Here is an 18,499-nt window from a genome sequence, read left to right as displayed (position 1 = left end):
AATTCGTCACTAGGTGAGTTACTGGTTATTAGAAACACCAAAATTTGCCTCAATCTCAGTAACGTAGTTTTTTAAAGCTAAAAGTGGTTATTATGATGCGTCACCTTTCAATTACTTTATCTTTAGTAGCACTACTACAAAACTTGCCAGCAATTGCTCAGGCTCAAGTGCCAGAAGCAACTTCGGGAATACCATCTGATTCTATTCAACAGGTAGTTGCTGTTAAATGGATGACAAATTTTTCCGATGGTAATTTTTATCCAGAAAGGTTAGTTAGTAGAGCAGAATTAGCATCGATTATGGTGAAAGCATTTCGCTTAGATAAAAGACAAGATGTTAACAAAGAAAATTTAGCGATTCCAGATGTTCCTCGGTCTCATTGGGCATTTAATGATATACAAACGGTGTTAAAAACTGACATCATGAAAGGTTATCGAGGAAATCAATTTTTTCCTAACCAAAAGGTAACCAGGGCAGAAGCTCTGGCAATTTTCGCCCAGGCTTATGGTGTGTTTCAGTTTCCCGATGATGCTGTTGATGAAATTCTGGCTGCACATCCAGATGAAAAGTCTATCCCATCTTGGGCAAGAAAAGCGATCGCTACTGTAGTTACTGAGGGATTTCTAAATACAGACGCTCAAAACAATATTTCCCCATTACGACCCGTAACCCGTGGGGATATGGCTTATGTTTTGAGTAAATATTTGCAACGCCAAAAGCAACAACCTGAAACACCAGAGGTTCCGATTATTCCAAATAGCCAACCATCTCCTTAGCTGAATTCAGAAGTCAGAATTCAGAAGTAAAATACCCGTTAAGCTATTACGCTTTTAAATCATCCAGTCACTCATGAGGTTCATTGACTGCTAACAATCAACAGTCAACAATATCACCTTTGATTCTGACCTCTACGTTTTTCTAGAATATCTAGGAGATATGAGGCAGTAGAATTTGGTCGTGTCGTTGGCTGCTGCGAGCCATAATTGCCATAAGTAGATTGTGGTACTTGCGTTGGCTGCTGCAAGCCATAATTGCCATAAGTAGACTGTGGTACTTGCGTCGGTTGCTGCAAGCCATAATTGCCGTAAGTAGACTGTGGTACTTGCGTCGGTTGCTGCAAGCCATAATTCCCATATGCCGCAGGATTTGTGGGTGCAACAACACTTTGATTCGGACTCTGGCTAGAGTAAGGTGCAACAGAGTTGACTGAAGGCGCTACTAGTGGTTGACTACCATTTAAACTACTGTAGGGATTTGGCTGCAAGTTTGTACCCGTTGAGGTGTAGCCTGTCCCAGAATTTAACCCAGTAGTTGGTATTTGGCTGGATAAGCTGTTTAACGGTAGTATCGGCGTTGTTCCTTTATCAGAGACTCGCCCTAAGGCATCTGATTGAGTAGCATTAGTCTCATTCAAGCCAGACAACTTCTGGTTTGTCGATTCGTTGAGTGCTGCTTGCAAAGGGCTAATGGAAACAGAATTTTGATTCTTGTTAGTTTGATTAGTTAATCTAACCCCGAAACTAGAAGATGTTTGTTCGCCTTCTGTTTCAGACATTCCACTAAAGGACTTGAGACCGAGAAACTGGCTATTGCTATCAACAGTCCCAGTACGCAATAAATTTTCTGTTTGTGCAATAAAGGGATTTTTTATAGCTGGGGCCGGTTCGGAATTAACAGGTTTTAATTTGCTATCACTAAGAGACTTTTGTTTATTAATTAAATCGTCTAATAAGCCTTTGCTCTTTTTTTTATCAGTGTTTTCCTTGGGGGTATTTGTTGTTAGTGAAAGAGCTGCTTCATCAAAGTCATTAAACAAGGCTGGCAAGTTATCAATATCCGCTGCAATAGCTTTGTTTTCTTGTGACAGGGAGGAGTCATCAGGCTTTTGTGAAGCGACTTGTTTTTTTTGCTTATAAACGAAAATATCTGGGTTTGACCAGTATTCCCAGGTTACTAGTCCGACTACAGATAAAAAAATTGCAGTTACCCAAAAGCCAGGTCGCCCTAGATTCCATAACCTGGCTCTGAGATAGCGTAAGTAGGCGGGAGGATAATGACGCTTTGGCATGGGATTAGTAGTTGATATTTACTCGAAATGGTTAAAAATTGACGGAAGCACTGTTGCTGTTTGATGTTTTTGCTTTCTTGGTCAGCAAATATCTCAACTGAAGTTGGATGCTCTATTTCATCCTAACTTCTCAAGAACTTATTGGTCATTAGCAATTGACATCTAGTAGTCAAAAATTTACGTTTTAACTCTGTGTTCTCTGTGTCCACACAATTTTGTTCATTCTTGATGTTGGCGTAGCCATTAGCACGCGGTTTGTGCAGCGTATGGAAAAAGGGAGTAGGGATTGGAGGCTGGGTTTTCATTTGTAAAGGACTATTACAAAATTTGTCTAGCAGTATTTAGTGAAAAGCTTGTTCTGGTTGTATTTCTCAACATCTATCGTTTGCCAGAGGAAGCAAGAATTGTGATTTTCTATGCTTTTGGTGATTTAGTATTGCTGACCTGTTTCTTTTTTTCGCAACAGTTTTTATAGAAAAAATTGCTTTAAATCAAGAGGAATATATGCAAGGTTTTCGCTTAGGTTCTATTTTCGGGTTTGAAATCCGAGTAGATTTGTCCTGGCTGTTGATTGTCTTCCTGGTTCTATGGACATTAAGCTCAGGTTTATTTCCAAGCAACTATCCAGGACTTAGCAATGCAACTTATTTCGGTATGGGTCTAGTAGCAACGCTTCTGTTCTTTGCCTCGCTGCTGGCTCATGAGCTTTCTCACTCGTTTGTTGCTAGGGCTAAAGGAATTCCTGTCGAAGGTATCACTCTGTTTATCTTTGGTGGGGTGTCGCGCACTCGTATGGATGCTGAACGTCCTGATGATGAGTTCCAAATTGCCATTGTGGGGCCTCTTACCAGTTTGGTGCTGGCTGCTGTGTTTGGCTTAATTTGGTATATCGGTAATACTGCGGCATGGAGTGTTGTTGTTACAGGTGTTGCGTCTTACCTGGCCTCTATTAACCTCATCCTCGCCATCTTCAATATGCTGCCTGGATTCCCTCTAGATGGCGGTCGCGTTTTTCGCTCGATTATCTGGAAGTATACTGGCAACAAACAAAAAGCGACTCAAATCGCTTCGATGGGGGGTAAATTGTTAGCATATGTGTTGATTGCCCTTGGTTTCTGGGAGTTGTTTGGTTCAGCCCTGTTGAGTGGACTGTGGTTGATTTTGATTGGTTGGTTCTTATACAACGCCGCAGAAGCTGGCTATGAGGAGCTTTTGATCCGTAGAAGTCTTGAAGGAGTCAAGGCGCAGGAAATCATGACTCCCTATCCAGAAACTGTAAATACTGACCTGACCCTGCAAGATTTAGTGGATAAATATTTGCTTAGCCGCCGCTATCAGTCTTTCCCAGTAGTTGAAGATACCCATCCTGTTGGTATTATTACTTTAAATGAAGTCAAGGATGTGCCGCGCCAAGAATGGGGCGATCGCACTGTTAGAGATACGATGATTCCTATGCATACACGAGTTACTGTTCGTCCAGAAGAACAAATGTCTCAGGTCTTGGAAAAAATGCAAGAATCAGGAATTCGTCGCGTCCTAGTGACTCAAAATGGTTCACTCAAAGGCATTATCACTGCTAATGATGTAGCACATTGGCTACAGCGCCAGCGAGATTTAGGCACGCAGATACGGTGAAGACAGCAAGAGTTGGTAAATCAAATAGTTTGTTTTGATTGCCTGAAAAAATACCGTACAGCTTAGAGAATGTCTGAAAACTTTTTGGTGTTGTATTCGAGACTTATAGCTCCCCCTAAATCGCTCTTAAAAAGGGGGACTTTGATTCTAATTCCTCCCTTTTTAAGGGGGGCTAGGGGGGATCAAGCGAAATATTTAATACTTCTCAAACAACCTCTTAGATAAAATCTGATGTATCAGCTTTATAGGATTTGATTTGATGTTTAATTATGCTGGATTTTAGCATATGGAAAATGTCTGTTAAATTTCCAGTTATATTGTTAGTTTCTTTGCAGAATTATAGATTTATAAAAGTAAACAATATCTGAAATTTAACAGTTAATACTAGGATATTATTTTACTAAATTTCTTCATGTCATGGAAATTTATTTGAGCAAAATTTCTTGTTATTGGGTGAATATTCAGAGCAATTCATTGCTTCCTCAGTGAGAACAATAGAAGGTTTTACCGCACATTTGATATAATTATTGTTTGAATAAAATCGACAGTTTTTACAAGGAACTTTGTGTGAACTATTAATGGGAAAAATCATTTTATAATTTAAAAACGATCTGATTTTTTGCAACATTAGCAAAAAAACTACCCAACCTATGATAAATCCAAGAGGCGATAAAGATATAGCCATATCAGGGATAGTGAATTGATTCGTTGGTGTTTGCTCCTTGTTAACTTCACTCTGGATTACCCGATGTAAATTTCTATTGGATGCTACAGTTCTTTGCAGGATTTGATTATCATACATATTATTTACCTTTTGCTCTCGTCTTTAATGCCTTAATTTTTATAAATTCTGACTTATAAAGTCTTACTTCAAAAATACTCCATGTTCTCTATATTTAAAGATTTACATATTAAGACATTAGGTAAGTAAGTGTGTTAACTGTTAGGTTTTTCCCCTTGTGTTTTAATTAACTGAAAATGATGGCAGAGTTTTAAGTACATCAGATGAAAGCTACAACACAAGATTTACAAGCTTTTAATTATAGGTTTACCAAAATAAAATTTTACCTATATCTGCCAAGAGTTTTGCTTATGATTTAGAGCTATATATCTAAGGGCATAAATTATACAAGAGACAGAAAATGTAAATACTTTTATGCTAAAATTCGGGGAATGATTTTCTAAAACTTTGCTGGATATTACACCTAAGTTAATTTCGGGTAATAAATATTACTGAAGCTGATTTGAGAGTGAAGTTATGGACTCATATAAATAATTCGAGAAGTAATTATGTTTCACATTCTCTTAACTTGGTTAATTACCACTATCAGTTTTTTGATTATTTCTAAATTACCTTTGGGTATAGAAATTGATAGTTTTAAAAAAGCGGCGATCGCTGCGGTAGTTTTCGGAATTTTAAATGCAATTTTGCTACCAATACTCAGTTTATTTACCTTTCCACTGATTATCCTTACTGTTGGCTTATTCTTCTTTATTTTGAATGCAATTATTTTTGCCTTGGCAGCTTATCTAGTAGAAGGTTTTCGTTTGAGGTGGGGTTTTTGGAGCGCATTAAGTGGCTCAATTGCTTTGGCAATTATTAATTCTATTTTATTGAATATTGTAGCTAGAATTACCTAAAACAATTAAGTATTGTTGAATGACAAACAAAATATAGGAATCCGGTTTGATTTCTGAAAAAAATCCGTACACTTCTAATCCCCTTCTTCACTATTGCCTGTTCCCTGCCTCTACGAGTAATTTCAAAAATCAAATACTAGTCCTATATAATAATTTTAATTAATCAGTGCAAAATTGGACTAGTGAACGAAAATGCAAAGGATACAGAGCAAATGAATTTATTTATGGGAATCATTAATTTTGAATTTTGAATTCGGAGCAAAGCGACGTGACTACCTTGTGCAAATCCGAATTGTATATATCTGCTAGTTTTAACAGGACATCTGAATTCTCACCACTAATGCCTCGATCATTTATTGTTGAATCGGCAATCTGCTTTCAAGTTGCATAGTTACGATTGGGAGAAAGACCCAGCGGCGATAAGATGTCGAGATAAAAACAGGTTTTTTGCTCTGTAATTAGGCAGATTATGATATAAGACATATATCTAGATTGATTGGGTTGTAAAGCAACACTCAATCATTAGATTACAAATTACTAATATTTATTTTGAGGCAATAATTTATGATAAAATTTTGGCGAGAAACAATAATTTGTGTTCTCACAACAATTGTGCTGGCAATTCTGCTAAACTCTTACAATCCAGTACCCATAGCTGAAGCACAACCGGCAACAACACCAACAACAACTGATAGATCGCTTCTTTCTGTAGCTTATCCTAATAGGGCGCTGAGCGCTTCTCCGGCACAATTACCACCATTACCTTATGCTTTTGGGGCGCTAGCAAAAGCTATTGATGCTGAAACAATGAAATTGCATCATGACGCGCACCATGCTAGCTACGTCAACAACTTAAATGATGCATTGAAGCAGTATCCAGATTTGCAAAAAAGAAGTGTTGAAAGTTTACTACTAGATTTGAACAGCGTACCTGAAAATATTCGCACAAAGGTGCGTAATAATGCTGGTGGTCACCTGAATCACACGATTTTTTGGCAACTGATGAGTCCACAAGGTGGAGGAGAAGCAACAGGAGCAATCGCTCAAGAAATTAACAAAACTTTTGGCAGTTTCGATGCCTTTAAAAAACAGTTTAACGCTGCTGGTGCAGGTCGCTTCGGTAGTGGTTGGGTTTGGCTAGTACGTAACCCCCAAAATCAACTCCAGATTGTAACTACAGCCAATCAGGATAATCCGATTATGGAGGGTTTATATCCGATTATGGGCAATGATGTGTGGGAACATGCTTATTACTTAAAATATCGCAACCGTCGTGCTGATTATTTAAATAATTGGTGGAACGTGGTGAATTGGCCACAAATTAACAGGCGATCGCAACTCTCATCACAGTAGAAATATTAAAAGCGATCGCTATGCAGATTCACTAGGATAACTCCAAGAAATAAATTGCTACAAATAGTGAGTTAAGCTTTCTAGCCCGCCCAGTTCAGAGGACGGGCGAGAAGCCTATCCTACAAGAAATATTAGGATATTTTATTACTTGGAAATCCCTATAAAGCTTTATCCCACTCTAATTGATGAGCTAAACCATACTTGATAAAATCTTCAACTTCAGCTTTATCGCTTTTACCAAAAACACCCAAGCTGTAAGGATTGTCTTCCATACGTTGTGTAACTTGCTCTTTTTCAAATCGCATCACTTCCTCTCTAGGTTGATCCGGTTTAAAAAAGTCTATAACCAAAACAGTTCTATCATAATCAGTGTAATTATGCGGACAGTGTGGATAGCTGTGATCTAAAACCATAATTTTTCCTTCATGCCAATAAAGTTGTTCGTGGCATATTTTCATAGCCACATCTCCTTCTGGCACAATTAATCCTAAATAGCCACGATTCATGTGAGGGTTATAGTTCACATGTAGTTTGATATCTAAGCCTGGATGAAATGTACCAAAATAGACATTTCTGATGATTTCATCATGTTGAAAATTAACTGTTTCTATTACCTTAGCCAAATTTGGGAAATATTTTTCTCTTAATGCAAGTGCTTTTTCTGATGCCTCATCTGACTGGAAATCAGGATATTTTATTTGATAGATTTGGATATATTTATCAACAAAAAGTCCTTGGAATAAAATGCCAAAAGCACTGTATTTTGAATTTCCCTTTGTTTTAATCGTTTTATTTTTAGGGCCAAGAACATCGTAAGTAAATTTTAATTCTTCATGAGATGCATTTTTAATAAAGTATGTAAATTCGTCTCTAATTATTTGCCATTTATCTACAAAAACTTTTAGAAAAGGAAATTGCTCTGGGTCTAAATGATATTCATTAAAACTTTCCATTGTCTTTACTCCTGAAGATGATTTCATAAAAAACTGTTACATGGTGATGGTATTTAGTCTCTGTCCCAGTACGATGTGTAAATTCCTAACTAAACTCATTTTAGTGTGAGGCCTACTGTGTCTGAAACTCCCCTATTAGATCGAGTTATCAAAAATGTGCGGGTAGTTCGTCCCCATCATGATGCTATCGAACTACTTGATTTAGGAATTAAAGATGGGAAATTTGCTCAGATTGCTTCTCATATTAGCCCAGACACAGCTAAAGAGGTGTTTGATGCCAAAAACTTGCTGGGCTTTCCTGGCGTCGTGGATGCCCACATGCACATCGGTATTTATCAACCCCTTGACAAAGATGCTGTCACTGAAAGCAAAGCAGCAGCAATGGGAGGCGTGACTACTAGCCTAAATTACATCCGTACAGGCCAGTATTATCTCAATAAAGGTGGTTCTTATCAAAATTTTTTCCCAGAGGTGTTAGCTTTATCCGCAGATAATTTTTTTGTTGATTACAGCTATCACATTGCACCTATAGCCAGCCAGCACATTGACGAAATACCTTTATTGTTTGAGGAACACGGTGTATGTTCCTTTAAAATCTTCATGTTTTATGGTGGCTATGGGTTGCATGGCTTGTCAGACCAGCAAAACCTTTTTTTGATGATTAATAAAGAGGAAAGGTACGATTTCGCCCATTTTGAATTTATTATGCGCGGTCTAACTCGCTTGATGGAAAAACATCCACAAGCGCGAGATACTATCAGCTTAAGTTTGCATTGCGAAGTCGCAGAAATTCTTAATGCTTACACCAAATTAGTTGAAAATGATTCTAGTCTTAGCGGACTCCACGCTTACAGTGCGGCACGTCCTCCTCATTCCGAAGGTTTAGCAATTTGCATTGCTTCTTATTTGGCACACGAAACTAACTGTGCAAATATTAATTTGTTGCACCTAAGTTCACGTAAGGCAATGGAAGCAGCTTTGACTATGCAAACTGCTTTTCCTCACATCAATTTTCGCCGAGAAGTTACTGTGGGACATTTACTATTAGATGTTGATACTCCTAATACAATTTGGGCAAAAGTAAACCCACCGATTCGTCCCCGTGGTGATGTGGAATATTTATGGCAAGCAGTACTTAACAACCAAGTAGATTGGATAGTTAGCGACCATGCTTGTTGTTCTGCTGAACAAAAAAGGAGTGCTAAAGACCCGAATAATATTTGGTTAGCAAAATCTGGTTTTGGCGGTACAGAATATTTACTTTCTGGTGTATTTAGTGAAGGTAGTAAGCGGGGAATGTCTTACAACCACATGGCTAAGTTGCTATCTTGGAACCCATCGCGGCGCTTTGGTTTATTAGAAAAAGGTGACATTGCTATTGGCTATGACGCAGATTTAGTATTGCTAGACCCCAATGAAAGCTTTGTGATACATGCAGAAAATTCTGAATCACAACAAGGTTATACACCTTTTGAAGGGATGGAGTTAACTGGAAAAGTAAAAAGTACCTTTTTGCGGGGAAATTTAATTTATAACAATGGAGAGGTTTTAGGTTCACCTACTGGACGCTATTTAAAAAGAACATAGAATTTAAACACTTGTATTACTCAAAAACTCTATAACCACCTTTGATATTTCTTCAGGTATTTGGTTCATCATGCAGATGGTTCCACCTGGCAACTCCACAACCTTAGAGTGGGGAATTGCTTGTGATAGAAAATATCGGTCTTTTGCTGGTGCTAAACCTAATTTTTCAAATTCTTCTACATCATCAATTCCCCAGACTATAAGTGTAGGGCACTTGATTAAAGTAAACCTTTCTGCCGCTTCCATGCAGTAATTTCCTACTGCCCAAACTGCATACAAAGGATAACCAAAACATTTCAAATCATCTAAAACCCAACGATGATTCAAATCAGCAGAACCTACGTATCTGGAACGGGCTAACCATCTTTCCATCAAGTGAGAACCGTCTTCTTTAATGACGAACCCTTGCTGAAATCGTCTCATTAAATCTGCTTTTCCAGCCTCACCAAAACCAGCAATATTACACAGAATTAAATTGTTTATCCGTTCTGGGTAAGCCGCAGCTACCTCTCCAGAGACGAAAGCTCCTGTATGATTTCCCAGGATGTTTGTTTTTTCAATACCTAACTCATTTAACAGAGCAATAACCGTTTTAGCATAGTCTACCACTGAATACAATTTTGGTGGTTTGTCAGAATCACCAAAACCTATAAAATCCATCGCCATCACGCGATAATTTTTTAGTAAGATCGACATTAATTCACTATATTCATCACTACTGCGGGGGTTCATATGCAGTAGTAACAAAGGCTCTCCCTCACCACCAATTCGATAAAGAATTTGTCCATCTTCAGTGTCTAAAAAAGCTCGCTTGATTGGTTTATTCATAGCACCCTGATAAATTTAGGATTGATATCAGCCTTGATTTAACTTCTTTAGCGAATTACCTTTTTTGTGCTATGTTTTGTAGCCATTCAATCAGGGGTCTTAAAGTTCCTGGTAATGCTGCTTCGCTAACAGTCACCGTATGCTCCTTACCGTTATCTTCCACTGTTAATTTATATTGAAAGCGATCGCTCTGGGGATTAGGCGAGGTAATTCGTTCTGGTAGCCTAAATAAATCAGCAGCTTCCACTAGTTGCGGAAGGGTGTTAGCTTCGTTTGCTGGAAGTTCGGCTGTATCAACCGTTGTTTTCTTGCTAATTCCAGCAAAGCCGCCCGTGCGTTCAAACGATATCCGCATTTTTATGCTCTCCGTTGTGCTACTGAGTGGGAGAAATGCAAAGACTGGAAGATGAGAATTCTTATCTCCCAGTTTAGCAACAACAAATAGCACACAGACGCGATTAATCGCGTCTCTACTACATAACCCCTACCTTTTGCCAAGCGTTCTGCACGGCTTTCTGCTCATGACTGTCATTACCGTAGAGTTCGCCAGCAATTTGAATGGTGACGTTGGCAGCTTTTTTAAAATCTGCTTTGGCACGCAGGCGATCGCGTAAAGCTATGTACCAGATTTTACCAGCTTTTTCCCAAGCATAGCCGCCAATTTCAACAGCCGCTAGATAAAAGGCCCGATTAGGAATTCCTGAGTTGATATGTACTCCAGCGTTATCTTCAACGCCAGTATATTTATCTTTCATATGCCCTGGTTGGGGATCTTTACCTAGTACTGGGTCATCGTATGCCGTTCCTGGTGCTTTCATGGAACGGATACCAACACCTTTGACAGTGGGTGCTAAAAGACCTTCGCCAATAATCCAATCTGCTTCTTGTGCAGTTTGATTTTTGGTCTTTTGTTTGACTAAAGCACCAAAGACATCAGAAAACGATTCATTCAGTGCCCCTGGTTCGCCATAATACTGTAACCCGGCTTCGTACTGAGTTACGCCATGAGCTAACTCATGCCCAATCACATCGATTGAGATTGTAAAGCGTTGAAACAGTTCTCCGTCACCGTCACCATAAACCATTTGGTCGCCGTTCCAAAAGGCGTTATCGTATTTGACGCCATAATGCACCGTGGAATCTAAACGCAGACCTTTGTCATCAATGGAATTGCGATCGAATATCTCATAAAACAAGTCATAAGTAGCACCAGCAGCATCATAGGCTTCATTCACTGCAACATCGCTGCTGGGAGGATCGCCTTCACTACGCACCAGCGTACCAGGAAGTTGCTGCCCACTTTTAGCATCGTAGATGGTGCGCTGCTTCTCACCGGGAGAAGGCGCAAAGGAGATACTACCTATGATGTCTCTCCGTCCGCGAAGCTGTGCCGAAAGATTTAATGTACGGAAAGCCCAATTCCGTTGCTCAGGATTCCCATTCACTACAACATTTTCCAGCATGTGGGGCGGGACAATACAACAAATTGGGCATCTAGAGTAAAGTGGATGCTCATGCTTAAACCGGGCTGATTTCTTGTTATTTCGAGCCATCCAAGATATTCTCCTTTTGAAACTAAGTGATGGCAAACAGTGGCTTTAACTCCACTTTATAAAAAAGCAGAAAAACGAATCTAATCCTGTGCCCCTGGTGTCTTTTCGCAAGCAAATTTTCTACTCTGTATTTTCAGATAAGTCTGTGGAGTATGTACAGTACCCTCATGGGGTACTTTTGCTAAACAGACAAGTTCCTTGTTCAATCCCCTAACTAAAGTTAGGAGGTTCCACTCAGCACTCAGAACTCGAAATTCAGCACTACTTCTAGACTAATGCGTTTATATAATAGTTCTTCTTAACGCCAATAATATTATTTATTGCCATTTTGTTACTATCTTACTCCTATTTGATTTTTGCGAAGCTAGCTACAACTTGAAAAGCCTTCTTGTCTATCGCCTTTCGCGCACTATGCAAATAATTTTAAAAATCAAAGGTGACTTTTATATTATTACTTAATAATTTGTGAATAATAAAATTCCCGACTTATTTGAAAAGTAGGGAATCTGAACCTTTTATCGATCCCAAATCCTGGCATCCAAAATCTAAAATTTTTGCAGCCAGCCACCGAATACTGTCAACCCGTAATATTTCCAAGGTACCCCTACTGTCTGAAATCCAGCTGTGGTTAACATCTGTAAATGGACATCTAAACTAGCTAGCCGATCTTGACTAGAATAACCTTGAGTACTGCTAGTGCCACGTTTGGCACCAATTTCTGTGAAATTAATTCCTTGTTGAACTGCCCATTCTTCTCTTGCCATTTTGTAAACTTCTGCTAAGATTGGTGATTCTGGTAGAAGCGGGTCTGCATTCCAAAAACAACCCTCTGGAGTCAGGCTAGCAGCAATTTGCTCAAATAACTTCAGCTTCATTTCATCCTGAAGATGGTGGATTGCTAAAGATGAAACACAAGCATCAAATTCGCTACCAATATCAAACTTCTCTGGATTATTTGCCCAGTCGCCAAAGTCTAGTTCTATACCAGTCCACCGTTGTTCATATCCTGCTGTTGTGATTTTATCTTGGGCAAATTGTAGCATTCGAGGCGAGTAATCTAAGGCAATTACTTCGGCATCTGGACAAAGTTTGAGTATCTTTATACTAAGTTCGCCCGTACCACAACCTAATTCTAAAATACGCCGACTCCTGGAAGGTAGACAGCGGGTAATTACCTCCAACATCTCATCGTATCGCGGTAATAGTTGGCGAATACCAGTGTCAAAATCATCAGTGTTAGCGAATACTTCACCAGGAAATACATTTTGCATGGGGATTGTAACAAATAGACACACTAATCTATATTAATCATCCTGAATCGATATTTCTTTATGTGAACCGCCATATTGGATAATTTTTTATACTTCTGTGCGATATTGACTAACTAGAGGTTTGGACATACTCGATCGAAGTTTTAGAAGTTGTAGTTTTCCCTATTTAGCTGCTGTATCACATAGAGAAACTTAGAGTATTTAACAGATAACAATCCAAGTTTTTGTTGGTATGTTCGTAAAATAAAAACTCAAAAACGTGATTAATCGAGTCTTTGCACAAAATATCTATATAAATAGAATCACAATTTTAATAGTGTTAAGTTGTTGTATTATGTCTGCAACAACACAGTGTTTAAGGTGACTAAGCTCAACTGATTAGTTCAGCAAGAAGCTGTCTTTTCACTAACCTCTATCTTCCGTCAGTTGCGAACTTGACATTAAACGCACTAAGCTACCTCTAGCGCATGGGGCTTGGCGCTGACTGTCTTTGGTTGGGCAAAAAATGGATTTTAGTCAGACTCTAATTGACAAAAGTGATGCCATTATCGATCAATGGGTAGAAGCGGTTTACCAAGATGAACAAATTGAAGCTACTCAAGAACTGACTTTCAAGGCTGTAAAGGATAGCTTACCCCGCGTTTTGAAAGCATTAGCAACAGTACTTTCTGAATCTGCAATCAGCGATTTGCACACAGTAGTAGATGCAAGTTTGGAACACGGTACACTCCGCGCTGAACAAGGATTTGAGCCAGGGGAAATTGCGCGAGAGTATCGTTTACTCCGGTTTGTGATTTTTTCGTTTTTAGAAGAAGATTTATTGCAGGGATCTGCACAAGAAGTACTGAGAGCCGTTCGCGTAATTGATACAGTAATTGATGAAGCGATCGCCCGTTGCTTTAACAGTTATACTCAAGGACGATTACAAGAGCTGAAACAACTCCAAAGTCAGTTGCGGTTGACTAACCAAGAGCTAACTCGTTTGGTTCGTGCTAGTAAAGAAAGCCTCTCTCATTTGGCTCATGAACTGAAAACGCCTCTGACTTCAATCATCGGTTATGCAGACTTATTTTTGCGCCAGCAGCGTCAACAGCCAGAACTCAGAGACACCTATGCAAATCTTGAAAGTATCGAGCGAGTTCTCAAGAGTGGGAGACTTCTTGTCCAGTTAATTAACGATACTCTGGAAATTTCGCGTTATGATGCCGGACAGATGAAATTGCAGCCCACTCAAACCGATGTGCGTAGTTTAATCAACTCAGTTATGGAGATGATTGAACCACTAGGACGCGCTAAAGAATTATCCTTGGTTGTTAAATGCGATCGCGCCCCAAGTGAAGTTATTATAGATCCCCTCCGGTTTCAGCAAATTCTGACAAATCTGCTGAGTAACGCCATTCGCTACACAGAATCTGGTTCAATTCATTTGGAGTGCTGGACGATATCTCAACAGCAGTGGGCTATCTCAGTTACTGATAGTGGTATTGGTATTTCCCCAGATGCTCAAACACAAATCTTCAATCCCTATTTTCGTGAAGTAACTGCTCCAAAAGTGCAAAGTTCTGATGGTACGGGATTAGGCTTAGCTATAGTGTCTCGGTTGGTTCAGTTAATGTATGGTGAAATTAAAGTAGATTCACAGTTAGGAAAAGGATCTACATTTACGGTGATTTTGCCATTAGTGGTCTGTCCCATTAATTCTGAGGTCTGAGATCCCCAACTTCTTGAAGAAGTCGCGGATCTGATCGCCGCTAACCCATCAAAATTAATGCGATAGAAAATTACTCACCATTACACAATTGCGATAAAATCACTTTCTGTAATCAAGCTAGGTTGGATATTGCTCAAAAGAGCTAATGTCTCATTAGTGGAAGTAATCCGAATAGAAGTCTTAGTACCACTTGCAGAGATAGTTAAAGCCCCATAAGTTAAACCACCTAATAAACCAAGTTTGTCAATGCCATCCTTAAAATCAAATATGCTATCAGTGCCGTTTCCTGGAGCGAGAACAAAAACATCCGCACCTGTTTGTCCATAGAGTGCATCATTGCCAGCACCGCCAATCAAGGTATCGTTATCTGCACCACCATAAAGCTTGTCAATTCCGGCATTACCAATCAAGCGATCGCTACCATTCCCTCCGTATAAATAATCATTCTGACTACCACCTAAAACACTATCATGACCATTACCGCCATAAAGATAGACACTGGCAATTGTGAATGATGAAGCATTTAAAGTATTATCACTAATACCGCCCGTCAGCGTTACCTTTTCAATATTCCTGAAGCTATCATTACCTAAACCAAATAGTTGATTGTTAGTTAAGGTAAAGTTGACATCAGCAGATTCCCTAAGTGAGTCAGTGCCATCACCACCATCGAAAATATCATCACCTCCACCACCATAAAGGTAGTCGTTGCCAGCACCAGCAATCAGGCGATCGTTACCATCATAACCGTATAAATAGTCACTTCCTTCATAGCCGTAGATAGTATCATCAGTTGTACTGCCGTATAGCTTGTTGCTTAAAGACGTACCAAAGATGGTCTTTTCACCAACATCATTCAGATTGACAGCGATCGCTTGTATAGCACTAGTGTCAGTGCCATCACTGACAGTAACTTGTAATTGAAAGTTCGGCTGACTTTCAAAATCAAGATCGTCGCGATCGCCAACAACGATCTGTCCAGAAGTAGAATTGATGTTAAAAGCAGCTTTCCCATCTCCGTCGAGGTCAAGGTTACCACTAATAATTGTCCAATTGGAAAATGAGCTAGTTCCCTCGACATCGGTAGCAATTACAGTACCAACCACCGTATCATTACTGCTATTTTCCCTGATATTGAAGCTTTGATTTGCGGTAACGATAGGGGCATCGTTGACAGCAGTCAGATTAATCGTTTTAGAGACAGTGGCGCTAGCACCACCATCACCATCAGTTAACACAAAGCTGACAGTACGAGGAGTAGTAGCAGGATTATCGGAGATGTTGGCGTAACTAATACTGCGTAGCACAGCTTGGATAGCAGCAGGTGTAGCTTTAGAGGTAAAGTTGATAACTAAGTCTTGAGTACCAATACCACCAGTGAAAGTACCGATAAAGCTAGTATCGTACAAAATGCTTGTGTTGTTGTTGACTTGAATTTTATTTGTTGTATTGCTTTGGATGATCAGGCGATCATCAGCAGTTCCGCCATTACTGAAGCGAACAGTCAATTTACCGGAATCGAAGTCTTGGGAATCAGGGTCTAGGACAGTTGCATTCGGGTCAATGAAGATAGCAGGTGCATTTTCAGTGTAAGTGGGGTTAGTGCTGGGCAAAGTGACTGTAGGCGCTGTATTTGAGGGAGTGGTAGGTGTTTCGTTGGAAACACCGAGGTAGCGTGCCACTGCAAAGTACCCATTGTCATTCCCAACAACAACAATATTGCCATCCGATTGAGTTGCAACAACATTACTGCCTTCGTAGTTACTTTTAATCGGAGTAATAACCTGACCGCCTGTACCAAAGCTACTATCCAAAGTTCCATCGGGATTATAGGCTAATAGAACTGTGTCGCGATTATTTCCGTTTTGAATATAACCAGCGACAACAATTTTGCCATTAGATTGAATTGTCAAACTAGTGGCACGATCGTTATTACTTATACTTAGAGGCGCAATGATTTTACCTCCATTACCAAAGCTAGTGTCTAGACTACCGTCAGAATTGTAACGGGCAATAGCAAAGTCTTCTTGGTTAGAGCCATTCCATACACTCCACGCGTATCCAGCAACAACAATTTTACCGTCCGCCTGAATTGCAATGCTATTAGCCGTGTCAAGGGATGTACCTATAGGAGTTAAGATCCTACCATTATTGCCAAAGCTAGTATCTAAACTGCCATTGCTGTGATAACGTGCTAAGGCAAAATCAATAAGAGGCCCAGAGGCAGAATAACTATTAGGGTCACTAATTGCCGCTCCGGCAACAATAATTTTGCCATCTGAGAGAATTACAGCAGTGTTGCCATTTGTGCCGTTAACTTTGCCGCTGTTACCAAAACTCGTATCTATACTACCATCAGTGTTGTAGCGTACTAGAACACGATCTCCATTACCGATAGATCCCACTAGGATCGTCTTGCCATCTGGCTGGACTAAGACTTTATAACCCAAGTCTTGACCCAAATTGGTAATAACTTTGCCGCCGTTACCAAAACTGGTATCTAGACTACCGTTAGTGTTGTAGCGTGCTAGGGCAAAATCTGGTTGGTTAGATTGGCTATTGTCCCAAGTATATCCAGCAACAACTATCTTGCCGTCTGATTGTAGAGTCACACTATAACCAGCATCACTGGCACTACCAACATGAGTAGTAACTATACCACCATTGCCAAAGCTATTGTCTAGGCTGCCGTCTGGGTTGTAGCGTATTAGAGCAAAGTCAGGGGCATTTAAGCCATCGTGAATCATGTAACTATAGCCGACTGCCAAAATTTTCCCGTCTGACTGAATTGCAACACTATAAGCAGATCCGCCATAACCAAATTGAGTAGTAACTTTACCACCAATACCAAAGGTAGTATCGAGTTCACCAGAAGCAAGTATTCCCGTATAACTAGAAAGTGTTTCTTGTTGAAATGCTAAAGCTATGGGATTTGCGATTGAAAAATCTTTGCCAACTTGAACCTGTAAATTCCAATCTCCACCCAACGCTGCGTTACCTGTTGGTGTAGTGGAAGCCAAAATATTTGCTTTAGTCAATCGATGTAACTTCTGCAAAAATTCTTCTCCCGCGTCCCCAGCAGCGACGTTACAGCCGTAGAGTATTAGAGATGGGCACAACCAAGTTTGTAGCTGTTGAGTATAGCGTTCTAAAGTGCTAAGACTCAGTTGGGTATTACCCAGGTAAAGGCAACCAGGAGAACCATGAGAGACAATGTGGACAGTTTTAACTTTAGGGCGTTGTAACAGTATTTGAGTAATTTTTTCTACCCCATCTTGGTTGAAATCAATAACTATTGTTTCAACTTTTGATACAACACAATTAAGCAATATTTTGTAGTCTTCAACTGATGAATCAATAAAAATAATGCCTTGATGATGAATATTCATGTTATTTAAGCCTTTCACGAATTTTTGCAGTTTTAATAACAATTAAAACTGGTGGATAAGATATTAGGAGATTAGATAATTTCAACGCCAAAGCATTATTTACAGCGAATGAGGTACAAGTCAGCACGCGGCTAATTTAGGAATTGTCTGTACTGCACTCGATTGCAAACCCTAGATGAAATCATTTTTCAAAATTAAGCTTGATTCTTCAGCTTAATTACTTAAACAAATTTCAAAGATGAAAATTATTCTCCTCTCAACATTTTGCTGATTGCATGTATTAATTTCATCGATAGATTTCCTGAAATATTATTAATAATATGTAAAGTATTAAAAGTTACCTAATTTAAGAATTTACTCTAAATATCAAATTAAGTGTAAGAGAGCAGCTACTTGCTCTGTTACCCCTCTTCTTTGCTTGCTTTTTTAAGTAGATCGGCTTATTGACAAAATAAACATTATCTTAACTTGCCCTGAATGGCAGCATCCAATCCAGGAATTAAGGGACTG

13 protein-coding genes are annotated in these 18,499 nt (G+C 39.4%); 6 read left to right on the top strand and 7 right to left on the bottom strand.

All coding sequences use genetic code 11. The annotated features are described in order from the left end of the window. The first annotated feature begins 95 nt into the window (after nucleotides 1-95). A complete protein-coding gene (locus tag ACM0OY_RS01640; RefSeq protein ID WP_414567264.1) occupies nucleotides 96-776 on the top strand; it encodes an S-layer homology domain-containing protein in 681 nt (226 codons plus the stop codon). A 113-nt stretch (nucleotides 777-889) separates the two neighbouring features. On the opposite strand, the gene ACM0OY_RS01635 is transcribed toward ACM0OY_RS01640, so the two are convergent. Continuing rightward, a complete protein-coding gene (locus ACM0OY_RS01635) occupies nucleotides 890-2,068 on the bottom strand; it encodes a hypothetical protein (protein ID WP_414567155.1) in 1,179 nt (392 codons plus the stop codon). 504 nt (nucleotides 2,069-2,572) lie between these two features. Between ACM0OY_RS01635 and ACM0OY_RS01630 the strand changes: the two genes are divergently transcribed. The 3 genes from ACM0OY_RS01630 to ACM0OY_RS01620 all read left to right on the top strand — a co-directional run bounded on the left by ACM0OY_RS01630 (nucleotide 2,573) and on the right by ACM0OY_RS01620 (nucleotide 6,697). Beyond that, nucleotides 2,573-3,703: a site-2 protease family protein gene (locus ACM0OY_RS01630; protein WP_414567154.1), complete on the top strand. Its 1,131-nt coding sequence runs from the start codon at nucleotides 2,573-2,575 to the stop codon at nucleotides 3,701-3,703. Between the two features lie 1,290 nt (nucleotides 3,704-4,993). Next, nucleotides 4,994-5,344 carry a phage holin family protein gene (locus tag ACM0OY_RS01625; RefSeq protein WP_414567153.1) on the top strand — a complete coding sequence of 117 codons (351 nt, stop codon included), beginning with the start codon at nucleotides 4,994-4,996 and terminating at the stop codon, nucleotides 5,342-5,344. Between the two features lie 564 nt (nucleotides 5,345-5,908). After that, nucleotides 5,909-6,697, top strand: coding sequence for a superoxide dismutase (locus tag ACM0OY_RS01620; RefSeq protein ID WP_414567152.1), 789 nt, complete (start codon nucleotides 5,909-5,911; stop codon nucleotides 6,695-6,697). 158 nt (nucleotides 6,698-6,855) lie between these two features. Here the strand turns inward: ACM0OY_RS01620 and ACM0OY_RS01615 are convergent, their stop codons facing one another. Further along, a complete protein-coding gene (locus tag ACM0OY_RS01615; protein WP_414567151.1) occupies nucleotides 6,856-7,650 on the bottom strand; it encodes an aspartyl/asparaginyl beta-hydroxylase domain-containing protein in 795 nt (264 codons plus the stop codon). A gap of 117 nt (nucleotides 7,651-7,767) precedes the next feature. Here ACM0OY_RS01615 and ACM0OY_RS01610 point away from each other — a divergent pair, with 117 nt between their 5' ends. Beyond that, nucleotides 7,768-9,237 carry an amidohydrolase family protein gene (locus ACM0OY_RS01610; protein WP_414567150.1) on the top strand — a complete coding sequence of 490 codons (1,470 nt, stop codon included), beginning with the start codon at nucleotides 7,768-7,770 and terminating at the stop codon, nucleotides 9,235-9,237. A gap of 3 nt (nucleotides 9,238-9,240) precedes the next feature. On the opposite strand, the gene ACM0OY_RS01605 is transcribed toward ACM0OY_RS01610, so the two are convergent. From ACM0OY_RS01605 to ACM0OY_RS01590, 4 genes are all read right to left on the bottom strand, one after another. Further along, nucleotides 9,241-10,065, bottom strand: a complete 825-nt coding sequence (locus tag ACM0OY_RS01605; protein WP_414567149.1) for an alpha/beta fold hydrolase — start codon at nucleotides 10,063-10,065, stop codon at nucleotides 9,241-9,243. Nucleotides 10,066-10,120: 55 nt separating this feature from the next. Beyond that, entirely contained in the window at nucleotides 10,121-10,420 is a 300-nt protein-coding gene (locus ACM0OY_RS01600) for a protealysin inhibitor emfourin (protein ID WP_414567148.1), read from the bottom strand. A gap of 118 nt (nucleotides 10,421-10,538) precedes the next feature. Continuing rightward, a complete protein-coding gene (locus tag ACM0OY_RS01595) occupies nucleotides 10,539-11,618 on the bottom strand; it encodes a M4 family metallopeptidase (protein WP_414567147.1) in 1,080 nt (359 codons plus the stop codon). 545 nt (nucleotides 11,619-12,163) lie between these two features. After that, nucleotides 12,164-12,889 carry a class I SAM-dependent methyltransferase gene (locus ACM0OY_RS01590; protein WP_414567146.1) on the bottom strand — a complete coding sequence of 242 codons (726 nt, stop codon included), beginning with the start codon at nucleotides 12,887-12,889 and terminating at the stop codon, nucleotides 12,164-12,166. Nucleotides 12,890-13,394: 505 nt separating this feature from the next. Between ACM0OY_RS01590 and ACM0OY_RS01585 the strand changes: the two genes are divergently transcribed. After that, nucleotides 13,395-14,600: an ATP-binding protein gene (locus tag ACM0OY_RS01585; RefSeq protein ID WP_414567145.1), complete on the top strand. Its 1,206-nt coding sequence runs from the start codon at nucleotides 13,395-13,397 to the stop codon at nucleotides 14,598-14,600. A gap of 80 nt (nucleotides 14,601-14,680) precedes the next feature. Here the strand turns inward: ACM0OY_RS01585 and ACM0OY_RS01580 are convergent, their stop codons facing one another. Next, the gene (locus tag ACM0OY_RS01580) at nucleotides 14,681-18,007 is read right to left on the bottom strand and encodes a DUF4347 domain-containing protein (RefSeq protein WP_414567144.1); all 3,327 of its coding nucleotides are present in this window, start codon (nucleotides 18,005-18,007) and stop codon (nucleotides 14,681-14,683) included. Nucleotides 18,008-18,499 lie beyond the last annotated feature (492 nt).

The sequence above is a fragment of the Nostoc sp. CCY 9925 genome (genome assembly GCF_963920935.1).
Classification (GTDB): Bacteria; Cyanobacteriota; Cyanobacteriia; order Cyanobacteriales; family Nostocaceae; genus Nostoc.
Note: the sequence above shows the minus strand (reverse complement) of the source record. Positions and strands in the feature narration are given on the sequence as shown.

Bases quoted from the DNA above. Each gene is read 5' to 3' on its own strand.
- ACM0OY_RS01640 (WP_414567264.1), top strand. From the start codon at position 96: ATGCGTCACCTTTCAATTACTTTATCTTTAGTAGCACTACTACAAAAC.
- ACM0OY_RS01635 (WP_414567155.1), bottom strand. From the start codon at position 2,068: ATGCCAAAGCGTCATTATCCTCCCGCCTACTTACGCTATCTCAGAGCC.
- ACM0OY_RS01630 (WP_414567154.1), top strand. From the start codon at position 2,573: ATGCAAGGTTTTCGCTTAGGTTCTATTTTCGGGTTTGAAATCCGAGTA.
- ACM0OY_RS01625 (WP_414567153.1), top strand. From the start codon at position 4,994: ATGTTTCACATTCTCTTAACTTGGTTAATTACCACTATCAGTTTTTTG.
- ACM0OY_RS01620 (WP_414567152.1), top strand. From the start codon at position 5,909: ATGATAAAATTTTGGCGAGAAACAATAATTTGTGTTCTCACAACAATT.
- ACM0OY_RS01615 (WP_414567151.1), bottom strand. From the start codon at position 7,650: ATGGAAAGTTTTAATGAATATCATTTAGACCCAGAGCAATTTCCTTTT.
- ACM0OY_RS01605 (WP_414567149.1), bottom strand. From the start codon at position 10,065: ATGAATAAACCAATCAAGCGAGCTTTTTTAGACACTGAAGATGGACAA.
- ACM0OY_RS01600 (WP_414567148.1), bottom strand. From the start codon at position 10,420: ATGCGGATATCGTTTGAACGCACGGGCGGCTTTGCTGGAATTAGCAAG.
- ACM0OY_RS01595 (WP_414567147.1), bottom strand. From the start codon at position 11,618: ATGGCTCGAAATAACAAGAAATCAGCCCGGTTTAAGCATGAGCATCCA.
- ACM0OY_RS01590 (WP_414567146.1), bottom strand. From the start codon at position 12,889: ATGCAAAATGTATTTCCTGGTGAAGTATTCGCTAACACTGATGATTTT.
- ACM0OY_RS01585 (WP_414567145.1), top strand. From the start codon at position 13,395: ATGGATTTTAGTCAGACTCTAATTGACAAAAGTGATGCCATTATCGAT.